This is a genomic window from Galbibacter kalidii, assembly GCF_026241135.1.
Lineage (GTDB): Bacteria > Bacteroidota > Bacteroidia > Flavobacteriales > Flavobacteriaceae > Galbibacter.
In genome coordinates, this window is the sequence record NZ_JAPFGA010000003.1 from 317,995 (window position 1) to 331,087 (window position 13,093).

Annotated in this window: 6 protein-coding genes; all 6 read right to left on the minus strand. The window is 40.8% G+C overall.

Features of this window, described 5'->3' with window-relative positions:
- Positions 1-3: 3 nt before the first annotated feature.
- Genes OOZ15_RS05385 through OOZ15_RS05410 form a run of 6 tightly spaced genes read right to left on the minus strand, consistent with a single transcriptional unit; the run spans position 4 to position 12,641 of the window.
- Positions 4-5,502 carry a DUF6443 domain-containing protein gene (locus tag OOZ15_RS05385; protein ID WP_265954926.1) on the minus strand — a complete coding sequence of 1,833 codons (5,499 nt, stop codon included), beginning with the start codon at positions 5,500-5,502 and terminating at the stop codon, positions 4-6.
- Positions 5,503-5,513: 11 nt separating this feature from the next.
- Positions 5,514-8,333, minus strand: coding sequence for an RHS repeat domain-containing protein (locus OOZ15_RS05390; protein WP_265954927.1), 2,820 nt, complete (start codon positions 8,331-8,333; stop codon positions 5,514-5,516).
- 34 nt (positions 8,334-8,367) lie between these two features.
- A complete protein-coding gene (locus OOZ15_RS05395; RefSeq protein ID WP_265954928.1) occupies positions 8,368-9,195 on the minus strand; it encodes a hypothetical protein in 828 nt (275 codons plus the stop codon).
- Positions 9,192-10,310 (minus strand): hypothetical protein, encoded by a 1,119-nt coding sequence (locus tag OOZ15_RS05400; protein ID WP_265954929.1) that lies wholly within the window; start codon positions 10,308-10,310, stop codon positions 9,192-9,194. Before OOZ15_RS05400 ends, OOZ15_RS05395 begins: the two co-directional genes overlap by 4 nt.
- A complete protein-coding gene (locus tag OOZ15_RS05405; RefSeq protein WP_265954930.1) occupies positions 10,307-11,596 on the minus strand; it encodes a hypothetical protein in 1,290 nt (429 codons plus the stop codon). The genes OOZ15_RS05400 and OOZ15_RS05405 overlap by 4 nt, the downstream gene beginning before the upstream one ends.
- Position 11,597: 1 nt before the next feature.
- Positions 11,598-12,641 carry a hypothetical protein gene (locus OOZ15_RS05410; protein ID WP_265954931.1) on the minus strand — a complete coding sequence of 348 codons (1,044 nt, stop codon included), beginning with the start codon at positions 12,639-12,641 and terminating at the stop codon, positions 11,598-11,600.
- Between the last annotated feature and the right edge of the window lie 452 nt (positions 12,642-13,093).

A 13,093-nucleotide genomic window follows, 5' to 3' on the forward strand; every position in this document is an offset into this window, starting at 1 on the left:
TCACTATTTTTTATCTGTTTTCCTTTTTGGATCACCATCTTTTTTCTTTTCCCCTGTATCAGGATCATACGCTCCTTTATGTTTCTTACCTGTTTTGTCATATACTTCCAATTCTCCATGTTGAGAATCCCATTCGCCAATGTCACCATTAGGCAAATGCCATCTAGCTCTCTCATTTTTACGTTTAACTTTGGTAGCCCCCGGGAATCCCGGAAGAGTTTTTGGAGGTGGTATATAATTAAGGGATTGGGTTATTAAAGCATGGTTTTCATTAACAAAATCTTCTGACTGTATAAGTAAAGATATCAGCATTGCTCCAGTCAAAAGCTCTCCTACTGCTGCTACATCAGCTGGCCCGGGTTCTGGGCCATCTAATTGAGAGGTTGTGGTAGCCATTAATACTACTCCCATAGCTATTTCATCTACATGGACATTCATAAACTTTTCTACCTGAACGTCTTCGCTTCTTAAAAACTCTCTTTTGCCTTTATCAAAATTAGAATCTGAATTCGAAACTTCTACTTCCCCTAAAACAGTTATATGTTTTTCATCACTTTCCCTATAATCGTCATAGATTTCAGAATCAGGGCATGCTACTACATTTCCATTACCATCATAACATTTTCCACCGTCTGGATCAAAAGAAACTACAGGGTTATTACCCATTGCCATATATGGAGAATGAAATTGTTCATATGGATCGGTAGTGATAAACCTTCCTATTGCCGCATCATAATGCCTTAATTCAAACTCGTACATTTCATAACCCAAACTCTTAGTGAGTTCCTGCCCCTGATATTTAAATTTCTTCGCTACATCATTTCCTAGCGATGAAATCCCTGGTCCATAACCCTTGTGCTGTAACCCAAAAGGGTAATAATTGCTCTCCTCAATGATCTCATCGCCCGTTATACTACCATTACTATTGGCATCCATATAGCTCAAACGTACGTTCCCCAAATGATCCTTATATTGATAAACATAATCATACCCATTGCTATTGGGAGTCACATAGCCCTCTGCATGGCTGAAGAACTGTAACTGGTTGTTCTCATAGATGTAATTCCCGGCATATTCCGTTACCTTACCCGTGCTTACCGTTTTCTTTAACTTGACACCCGTCGCATCGTAAATATAAGAAATATTTCCACCTCCTATGGTGATACTGGCAGGTAAATTCAGGTGATTATAGGTGATACCATCCGTTGGTATCCCTTTGTTCAAGTCCTGGGTAAGGTTGCCATTGGCATCATAATCATAATCCGTCCCCGTGTTCCCATCCTTAAATCCATAGGTATCATTACCGTCGTCCAATACTTTGGTCAGTTTGTTGCCTACTCCATAAGTATAGGTAAGGGCATCCATTTGGCCATAGGCAGTAATTTCCCCGTTACTCTCCATAGCTGTGTGCCCCTGCCTTTCCAAGGCGGTAATGTTCCCGTTCTGGTCATAGGCAATACCACTTACATTGTAGTTGCCGGTATTGTCCGTTGCTCCCGTGATCCGGTTAAGCGCATCATAGCTGTAGGTATACTGATTACTTACAGGATTACTGGTCGAATTCTCACTTTGGGTATTCCATAGGGTTTGGCTGATGTTCCCGTTGAACAGCTTTTTATCGGTATCAGCGATGTCATTGTACCTGATCTCAAAACCGAACAAACTTGTTCCCAAACTCGATGGGGCATTGATCTTCTTGAGCCAGCCCCTGATGTTATAATCATAGCTGACCGTTTGTAAAGGGGTGCTTTCGGTGTTCCCTACCTTTTTGGTCTTGAGCTGTCCCAGATTGTCGTAGACATTATGGGCGATCAGTTCCCCTTTTTGGGCTATTGATAAATGAAGGGTCTTACCGCTCGAAGCCACAAAATGAAAGCCCGGCTGCAAGGTAAAGGACCCACTGGCCTCTTTTATAGTTGTCTCGCTTAACGGAGCCGAATAGGACTTGTTTACATAATCTGCCGTGTCGTCACAGCCTTCAAAACTGCTTCCCTCTCCTATACACTGATAATGGTCCACAAGCCTGCCCCTATGGTCATAGGTGTAATTGTCGATCGTCACTATCCAGGTGCCTGTCCCTTTCCGGTGCTTGGTCTTGCTCACCAAGACCTTTCCGGTAAAGTCCAGGTCGCTTTCGTTGATGGTCGTGGTGTTCAGGTAATCGTTCTGCTCGGCCGTATAGATCGCCCTTCCTTTTTTGTCATAGCCCGTTATGGTGGTGGTCCACGTGTTCGGGCTGTCATCATCGAGCACCTTTACCTTGCTCACCGTTGGCAAGCCTTTGGTTTCTATACCAGTGGCCTTTGGCTCACCATACACTTGGGAAGGTACCGTTAGGCCGTCCGTGTCCACATAGGTGTCGTAATAGTTCACCGTCAGGACTTCACTGAAACTGTCCGGAAAAGCCTGTTTGGTATAATGTACGGGCGTTCCCGCATAGGTACTTGCCGTAGCTGTCTGGGTTTCAAACTGTGTGCTGAATGCGTCTGCCGAGGCTTGCATAGCTGTCCTGTCATCAATGCTCTGGACAATGCCCGTATAGGCCACCCGGCCAAAGGCATCGTATTTGGTGAACAGCCATTCGTTGTTGTCCCTCTGGTTGGCATCCTGGGCCAGCACCGGTTGGTCGAGTCTGTTGTACACAATGTGTTCCCAGCCCTTGCCCGGTATCTTTTTCTTCACCAAGCGGTTCTGCTCATCATACTTATATTGATATCCTAAAGCATTCAAATTTGACCTTAGAGTAGCTATATTCGCTGTTGTCGCATTAATCTTTGGAGGCAATACATAAGTCAAGTTTCCAAAAAGGTCATACACATAATAGGTGTCGTGTTGCACCTCCGATTCCCCTGCCGAGATGCTCCCGTCCATATTTATGTCCGATGGGCCATAAGTGCGTTTCAGGACCGCCCGGCCCTGCTTGTCCTTGAACTCTTCCGTGGTATGGAGGTTCCCGTCACCCGGTTGCCAGTTCTCGTCCTTGGTCACGGTCTTGTACAGTTCACCGGCCAGGTAATGGCCTACGGTATCTATTTCAAGTTCCGGGGCCTCTGTATCCCCATTTACAAAACCTACTTGGAACAGCCGTACTTCATTAACGACATTTATATCATAAGAAAACTCGATCTCATGCCCGCCGTCTTTTTTCCAGGATTCTCCTGGGGCTGCCTGTTTTAACACCCTGTTGAGTGGTGAAGGTTCGAACACTTTTTCTGAATAAGGGTTCGCACTCCCTTGTACCACATCGTCTGGATAATGCGATTCATAATACGTTTGGGTTTTTCCGTCAGGGTCCATTCCCCGGTAATTCCCTATGGTACCCCCCGCCATATATGGGAGCCATTCCTTGTCCTGCCTCCCATAGTCGTCATAACCGATATGGGTCACGATGTCCTGTGACCCCGGAGAGGCTTTGATGCCCACCTGCTGCATCGGACGGCCAAGGCCGTCGAAATAGGTGACCTGTTCGATCACATCGCTGTTCTCATTGATACCCCCGGGGGCAGTCATAGGGCTTTGGTAGGTACGGGTGTAGATATAGTTCTCGTTGCTCAAGGTCGCTTCTTCGTAAGGACAGCCATTGTTGTCCCCGTATTCGTCCGGGCACTGGTCGTTGTTGTTGGTCACATAGCCGGAAGGCTTAACACTTTGGTACACCGTATCGCCAGGTTCCCCAAAACCGTCACCGTCGGCATCCCTGTAAAAGTTCTGTGGGGGGATGTTGGTGATCAGCTCGGTCGAATCATCGTGATCATCATCATTGCTTACATAACCGGTAGGCCGGTCACATGCCGATTGTGCCGCATTAGGATCTCCATAGCCGTCACCATCGGTATCGGCATACCATGTAGCATCAGGGTTTAATGAAGGATTACCGTCATTACAATCCCCTAATGGTTTTGTAGTAGTACCATATCCTGCTCCGGGGCTCGTACATTGTGTTTTTGTTGAAACTGCATACCCGTCACCATCAGCATCCAAATACCAAGTAGTATCAGGATTTAACGAAGCATTGTTGTCATTGCAATCCCCCGTGGGCTTTACGGTTCTTGTATAACCGGATCCAGGGCTTACACATTGTGTTTTTACCGTAGCTGCAAAACCGTCACCATCGGCATCTTTGTACCATTTGGTGTCCGGGTTGATCGCCACATTGGAATCATTACAGTCACCCAATGGCTTTACGGTTCTTGTATATCCCGTTCCCGGGCTCATACATTGTGTCTTTACCGTCGCTGCAAATCCATCCCCATCGGCATCCTTGTACCACTTGGTGTCCGGGTTGATCGCCGCACTGGAATCGTTACAGTCACCCAATGGCTTTACACTCCTTGTATATCCTGATCCAGGACTTGCACATTGTGTCTTTACCGTGGCTGCAAATCCATCCCCATCGGCATCCTTGTACCACTTGGTGTCCGGGTTGATCGCCGCACTGGAATCATTACAGTCACCCAATGGCTTTACGGTTCTTGTATATCCCGTTCCCGGGCTCGTACATTGTGTCTTTACCGTCGCTGCAAAACCGTCACCATCGGCATCCTTGTACCATTTGGTATCCGGATTGATCGATGCATTGGAATCGTTACAGTCCCCCAACGGTTTTACTGTCCTTGTATATCCTGATCCAGGACTTGCACATTGTGTCTTTACCGTTGCTGCAAAACCGTCACCATCGGCATCCTTGTACCATTTGGTATCCGGATTGATCGATGCATTGGAGTCATTACAGTCCCCCAATGGCTTTACCGTAGTGGAGTAGCCTGAACCCGGGCTTGCACATTCTACACGGGTAAGTTCGGCATAACCGTCATTATCTACATCTTTGTACCAGGTTTTGGAACAAGAGAGCTGACTTATTTGTTCACCAATAGCGACATCATCACCTCCAACATTCGCCCTGCCTACGAGAATAACTGTGCGAGTATTACCAGTATTGTTTTCATTACAAGTCACAGAAATAGAAGTGCCCGTCTGGGAAATGGAGATCCAACTAGGGATCGACTGCCCACTTGAAGTGGTAAAAGAAAATGTAGCAGTACTCGAACTACAATTGGAGAAACTAAGGTTATAGTTTTTGGTTTCACCAAAAGGATTAAAAGTACCCCCGCTAAAACCACTTACCGAGCAAGGTTCCGGTGGGGGTGGGGGTGGCTCGGTCCCTTGTTTTACTATAAAACCGTTGACCGTGTTGCCGTTGGCCCTCACCGGGATACTGGCTTCCCTGTACCCGCTCGACAAACTTTGGGCGGTAACCTGTATCGTATAACCGGATACATTTACCGTCAGCCAACTGGGCACGTTATAGACACTGATCGTTGGGTTATCACAGCCCCCGGAAGGAAAACTTACGGTTGTTGTCTGGTAGCCCCCGTTTAACGGAAATTCCAACGGGTTTTTGCTTAGTGATGAGCTATAGCACTGGGCCTCTATTGTTGTTAGCCCGGTAAAGCATATAAAAAGGAGTGTCGTATATATCGTTTTTAAGAGGTAGGTTTTCATAGGTATTGGCATTAGTTTTGGTCTTTATAGTGGTACTTGTTTTCGGAAAGCAGCTCTCCCGCATCGTTTTTTACAAACTCCAAGCGGTTGAAATCGTCGTATTCATAATAGGTCGTGTAACCTTTGGAATCAGTGATCGTGCTCACCCCTACCAAGGGGTCGTAGGTGTAGGTCGTTACTTGGGCATTGGGCATCGCATCCCGGATATCCTCCAGTGCACTGGTCAGACTACTCTCACTTCCGGTGTTCGAGGCGTTCTTGGCAGCTGTGATCAGGGAAGATGGAATACTCCCATAAGAGGTTACGTTCGCGATCTTAGCTATGGGATATTGACCATTATACCCCCACAGGTACACTACCGAAGAGCCGTTCGCCTGTTGCATTTCCTCTGGGTTCCCGTAACTGTCATAGCGTTTGTACTCGATCCGTGGCTCTATAGGACCACTCCCCTTCGAGGTTAACACCTTCTCTGGCAAAATCCTATTACTGCCCCAATCCTTATAGATGGTTTTTGATAATTCTAAAAGAACTTCATTCGATTCCCCGTTCTCGATATTATAATTTTTCTTTTCAATTACCGGAGACAAAATATTTCTCGAAACCATTGCTGTATAAGGAGCTGTTGAATAATCTTCAGGATAGAAGTAATCCTCTCTCAAATGCTCCCCGAGACTAGTTTGGATTTGTTTCTTTTTCAAAAATAAATGGTTATTATACTCGTACTGTCCCCTAGTTATCAAATTACCGCTATCATAATAGGACACTACTTTAGTGCTATCTAATCTTTGATGAAGTTGGTTAAATTCAATATTATAAAAAGTAAAGAAATATGCTTTCAATTTCACGTTGGCGTTATTCTTCACAACTTTAGAAACATCTAGCCCACGAGCAACCATGTTGGCATTATGAGAATAGTAATTGTTTACGATTTTTAGTGTATCTAAATCAGTATTCAAGTAAACCGTTTTATTCTCGAATGTACTTCCAAAGGTTTTATCATAATAGAATTTAGGTAAAAATTGAATCTCACTATGTTGCCATGGATATCCTTTACTTATACTCCACTGATCCGATCTTCTCCTATCTATAAAAGAGGTATCAAAATAGTGTTCTATTATACCATTACTGCTTGTTTCATCTCCAATAAACTCTGTTACCTTTCCATATATAATAGGAGAACCATTAATGCCCACATCACAATTCGAGGAGGAAGAAGCTGTCATTGTATTGGAAACAGGGTCTGTTGTCCTGTCATATGCATTCATAAAATGACTTTGATAGTATACATCTGAGTTTAGCCTATAATACGGATCTGAATATTGATAAGTTCTTTTTAGATCATTATTTCCTGTCCTGTTAATAATAGATTTTACTCGAATTCCTGCAGTATAATCATCATTACCTTCATATTCATAAATGCGTTCTCCCCCAGATGGAAATACAATTTTATTTAACACCCCTAGCTTCGCATAATTATAATTAGGAGACCTGTCGGCGTCTCCAAAAATATTAGCTACATAAGGCGCCCAAAAAAAATCTGGAAGTAAATCTTCATTCCATTCTCCATTATAATATCCCCAAAAATCTATTTCAAAACTATTTTGGGCATTACTATTAAAAGGTTCATTTTCAATATATGGAAATCGTCCATTTTCATATTCAAAACTATATTTGGAGATTTCCTTGTTCTTGGAGTCTAAAAAACTAAGTTCATCTAATTTATACCAGTTCTTACGATTAGCCTCAACATTTGCAAATTTTGAAAGGTCAAATTTGATTGTCCGAATAGGATTGGCATTGCTTTTTTGATATATTTTTATGTCCTTTAATAAACATTCCGGATAGTCATATAAATAATTGAATTGAATATGACCTGATTTAAACTCTATACTTCTAATTCTCTTTTTGGTATAATAATAAACATTATGATTTACCGTGCTACTTATAGTATGAGCTCCACCTACTGATGTTATGGACTTACTGAATTGAACATTATGCTTTTTAAAATATTTTAATCCATCGGCACGGACAATGACATCTTCATATTTAAAATGAATAGTGTCCCTTTTGTTTTTGGATATTATTTCCATTAGTAACCAGGAGGTCCTTCCTAAAGGAAATGTTGAGGTAGAAATATTTGAATAATCTTCATATGCTGTATCAATTCCGTTAAAAGACTTTCCAAACCTGTACAACGTCCCCGATTCATCCAGAATATCAAAATACTGAAACTTATTATCGCTAAAAGTGGGAATAATTTTGACAGGTTGATAAGGCAGTAATTTTGGCTTTAAAAACTCACTTAACTGCTGGTTTCTTCCAAAAACAAACTTACCCGACTTTCCGTTCGGCAGGACAAAAGAAAACAAATCAAGAGATGAATCCTTATGCCCCAATGCTATTTGATCGAGAACTAAGGCATCATCATCCTGTTCTAAATTATTGTTATTACTCGAAATTTCAGCTTCCAAAGGAATATTAAAGTTCCAAAATTTCTCATCGGCTTCATCATTTATTGATCTCGCAATAAGACCAAAAGCGTTTAACGACCATCCCAGACCAACAAATCCGCTAACATCCTCATTGGGCTTAAGGCCAGAATAACTATATGATAAAGAAATAGGGAAGCTTATGTCTTTATACTCAATATTATAAATAGGAATATTCATGCTGGGAATACCTAAAGACAATTGATTAGGAAAATCAATAAACTCAATAAATTTTTGAGACTCTGGTGAGGGAGGAATAATTTTAGGTAATTCGTAAGACTGTCCTAAAACGACATTAAAAGTCATTAATACACAGATATATAGATATTTAGCTTTTTTCATGTTCATATTCATTAAATATTTTAGTAAATTTCGTTTAGTCGTGGTTAACTTCTAGTTTTTTGATAACTTTCTGTTGTTTAACTACAATCTCCTTCAATTGTTTTAAAGTTTCTTCGTACTTATTAATTCTTTTCTGCTGCTCAATAGTATAAAGCATCAACTCCTCGATCTTCTGTAAAAGCTTTGCATTCATATCACCTAGATAAATCCCGTTTTCTTCCACTTCTATAGCCGAGGGAATATCCTTAAGATGTCCGTTTTCTTTAATATGCTGTTCTACTTCTTCGAGGGTTGGGAGGTTGTAATCTTTTTCAAAAACAAAATCGCTCCAGCTGGTCTCTACTTTGATTTCTTTAGCTCGGATTTTTCCGTTGACAGCTAATTTCCAGTTCCCAGGATTGATTGTTCCGATTCCTAAGCTGCCCTTAAAATAAGACCGCTCCCCATTCCCCCTTAACATGGTAGAATCACCCAATTTAAAATACCCATATTCTCTCCCGTCATCAAACTTAGCCAAGTGCAATCTTACCGACTGTGAATTGCCCTCTTCGGTTATCATCAATCCACTATGTCTGTTAATTTGGTTGATATGTAACAACGATTCCGGGGCAATTGTATTAACCCCTACTTTTCCTCCGGAAAGTATAGAAACCCTTTCTTTAGAGCCGGTGGCGTCCTCGAACACACCCCATCGATCTCCATTAATCATTCCACTAGCCCAAATACCATTGCTGGATGTACTTTGGAACAGACTTACGTTGTTGGGTGAATTCAGGATTATTTTACGATAATTCTGAGTTAAATCCTGAGCAGAAGCTTCTACAAAAAATATAATGACAAAGATTATAACTAGTTTTTTCACTCTTCAAATTTTTTAAATAGTTGGTTGATAAGTTTCTGTTGTTCTTTTACAATTATTTTAAGTTTTTCCACTTCACTTTCCTCTTCTTTAAGTCTTTTCTCTTGCTCAATAGTATAAAGTGTGAGTTCTTCAATTTTTTGTAGCAATTTTATATTCATTTCACTTAGGTGAATCCCGCTCGTTTCCATGTCTTTGGCAGACGGGATTTCAGGGAGGTGTCCATTTTCCTGTATAAATTGCTGAACTTCTTCTAATGTGGGTAAGTTGTAGTTATCTTCAAAAACAAAATCGGCCCCGGCATTGACGGTTACTTTTACTTCTCTGGATTCAATTTTTCCGGCAACAATAATGTTTCCTGCACTACTAACTCCCCATAACCATTGAGAATTATTATTTGTAGCTTTAACAGGAGTACTTAGTTGATTCTCTGCAGGTCCTTTAATTTGTTGATAGATATAACCGTTTTTTATAGGTGAGTCGGTCGGAAGTCCAGACATGGCACCATGATTTCCGGAAATAACTTCCATAAACATTCTAGGGTAATGCCCCTGACTATAGAAACCGGGGCCATTCCCATTGTAATTGGAATATCCTCCAAATATAGATCTGTATGAAATATATTTACCGATATTTCCACTGATACCATCGGTATATGTTGATCCAGAGAAGCTTCGGTAGATATTTGAAGTGACAAAATCACTATCTGATAAAGTTCCAAAGCTTATTATGCTTGCAGATTGGGACTCACTGGAACCGTTTACATGCAATTTTGTTCTAGGAGTGCTAGTGCCAATACCTATATCCCCATTTTGATTAAGGACCAAAGCATTAGAATTATTTTGATAGTTGTATAAACTAAATTTACCCAATGTTGGATAATTTGACAGAAAACCCCAGGTTGTTTCACCTGCATCCTGAAACCTTATGATAGACGGATCTCCATCCGTAGTTGTATTAATATGGATCCTTGAATTCGTGTTGGCATCCGATTTAACTTCGAGTGTGGAAGAAGGAGTTATAGTACCGATCCCCACATTGCCTGAATCAGGAAAAGTATTGGTTTGGGACCAACTAAGTATCGGTATCAAAAGATATAAAAAGTAAAGTTTTCTCATTCCTTATCCTTTATTGTTTCTATTTCTTTCTTTAGCCCTGCAACTATTTCTGTGAAATTTTCTTCTTGCTGCTTCAGGAGTTCTTGTTGCTGTTTCACGAGCTCTTGCTGTTCTTTTATCATTTTCTGTTGCTCAATAGTATAAAGCGTGAGTTCTTCTATTTTCTGCAATAGTTTAGCATCCATCTCTCCAAGGTAAATACCATTCTTTTCTACTTCTTTGGCAGAAGGGATATCTTTTAAATGACCTTTTTCCAGAATATGCTGTTCGACTTCTTCAAGGGTTGGGAGGTTATAATCTTTTTCAAAGACGAAATCACTCCAGCCAGAGGCTTGGATCTTTACCTCACGGGCCCCGATAGAACCTTCTACGGCTAGTTTGTGAGGGCCTGTATTTCCTGTTCCTATTCCGACACTTTTATTGTTGTATATACTCATAGCACTGCTGCCATCTATCTGAAATCCAATTCTGCTACTGGAGTCTCCACCAGCAAAATTCATATAGGCATTACCATCCCCGCTAACAAAGAAACTGCTGTAATTGGTTGTTGTATTGGAAGAAGAAGTAATCACTCCCTTGACCTCTAATTTACTCCTCGGGTTCATCGTGCCTACTCCTAATCTACCATCTGCATGCATCACCATAAGCCGTGTTGAATAATTTGCCCAACTGAACAATGGTCGTTCTGTAAGCATACCATTATACCTTCTTGCATTAAAACTAACCACTGGTGTTGAGCCTGTATCATTTTCCGGATTTACCTCTCCCATAAAGGTTATGGCGGTTCTATTGTCTGTAACATGCTTCCCTTTGATCAACGGAATAAATTGCCCCGGCTCTCCAGTGGTATTGGCAATTAACAGATGGTCTGATAGCGCATCTTGCGTCCGAAACCTTAAAAAACTTTCACTGGCGGTACTGTTTACAACATCTATATATGTTTGAGGATCTGTGACTCCAATTCCTATCCTTTTTGATGCCAGTATGTTTCCTGCAACTTGAAAATCTCCTTGTGTATTCAGTGCAGCTATAGGTGTAACTCCATCTACACCCCATGTCCATCCCCTATTCGACACATCATTCATATTCATCTTTATGCTATAATCCGTAACAGGGCCGTAATGGTACTCAGCCGTATTCCCTATATGGATTTTATAGGAATCATTACCACCCCAAAATCGGAATCCATACCCATCCCCGGCAGTTGCGTCATAATAAGTTTCTTGTGCTAACAGACTGCCACATGTCAAACTGCTTATTATTAAAAATAGCTTTAGCTTTTTCATCTTAATCTTCTTTATTGTTCTGTATTGACAACTTTTGTTCTATCTGCTCCAGTTTTTTGTACAATTGTTTGTTTTGGGTTTGCAGGTTTGACATTTCTTCTTTAAGAATCTTATTCTCTTGCAGTATTTCTTGTTGTTGAATTGCACTGGAGGTCAGTGATTCTATTTTCTCCTGAAGTTGAATCTGGTATAATGTCAGCTCTTCAATTTTCTTTAAGAGCTTCATGTTCATCACCCCCAAATCTACTCCATCCCGTTCCATTTCCTTTCCGGGATCGATCTCCGGCAAATGCTTGTTTTTTTTGATATATTCTTTTACTTCCTTTAAGGTCCTTAGGTGATATTCCTCTTCAAACACATAATCCGGTGCATTCACCACTTCCACTTTAACTTCTTCACTACGTATCTTTCCGTCTACCACCAATTTAGAACCAGGATTTGACACCCCAATGCCGACATTACCATTAGCTCCATTGAAGATTATAAACTGGTTTTCGTCCTTGTCATAAAACTCTATGGCATCAGAACCTCCGCCACGCATCAATATCCGGGTCTGCAATTTTTCATAAAGTGAACTATAGGTCTGGAATTCCATAGTATAGTATCCTCCCACATGATTTGATGTAATTTTCTTTGGAGCATTGGTGTTGCCTTTATTCAAATCTATGGTCAGGGTAGGACCTACAATACTGTTACTTACAGCAATGTTCCCGTTTACATCCAATTTTTGGGTTGGGGTGGAAGTACCAATACCCAATCGATCGGTAAAATAGGAATACTTCGTATCTCCATCTATGGAGAAAATTCCTGATCCATTACTGTAATCTTCCACCCGTAATTGATTAGAGGACGTTCTGTAAAACATCCCCAGCAAAGGAGTACCGCTGTCATCATCAAAGACGAACCCATGAGGACCTGAATCCCCGCCTGTCCCTAAAAATATTGTTGCCTGGTTCTTATCGAGGATCTGGTCTTGGGTAACAGTTTGACCATAAGAGAAACAACAGGCCAATAGTAGTACGATAGAAAGTAGATTTTTAGTCATTTGTTAAGTTTTAAGATATTGTATATAGTGAAGTTTTCATTCTGTAAAATCCCTAATATAAAGGCAGTAATATCTTACTGAAACAATGGAATATTTTTAGAATCTTAGTAAATTGATATTGGAAATATCCGTTTAAGTATAATATCGGAGTAGAAAAGAATATAAGGATATCCTTTACATGAAGATGTGCAATCATAGTAGGTTGCCAGGTTTTTAGGTTACAAAATTTAGAATGAGGGAATGCTAAATCATGCGTATAGCCTCAAAAATATAAAATTTTCTTAAATATCAATAGAAAATTAGAAGATTTTTTTGAAAAATCTAGACGGTTCTTATCTTATTTCTCTTTACACATGGTAGCATCTCATAAACTGTGTAAATAGAAAATATCGGGGGTCATGACCCCCGATATTTTTTTATTAATTTTAAATTTTACACAGTATGAAGAAAGA

What these genes read in the sequence shown, in the direction of transcription:
- OOZ15_RS05385 (WP_265954926.1), bottom strand. Translation starts at nt 5,502, where the DNA reads ATGAAAACCTACCTCTTAAAAACGATATATACGACACTCCTTTTTATA.
- OOZ15_RS05390 (WP_265954927.1), bottom strand. Translation starts at nt 8,333, where the DNA reads ATGAAAAAAGCTAAATATCTATATATCTGTGTATTAATGACTTTTAAT.
- OOZ15_RS05400 (WP_265954929.1), bottom strand. Translation starts at nt 10,310, where the DNA reads ATGAGAAAACTTTACTTTTTATATCTTTTGATACCGATACTTAGTTGG.
- OOZ15_RS05405 (WP_265954930.1), bottom strand. Translation starts at nt 11,596, where the DNA reads ATGAAAAAGCTAAAGCTATTTTTAATAATAAGCAGTTTGACATGTGGC.
- OOZ15_RS05410 (WP_265954931.1), bottom strand. Translation starts at nt 12,641, where the DNA reads ATGACTAAAAATCTACTTTCTATCGTACTACTATTGGCCTGTTGTTTC.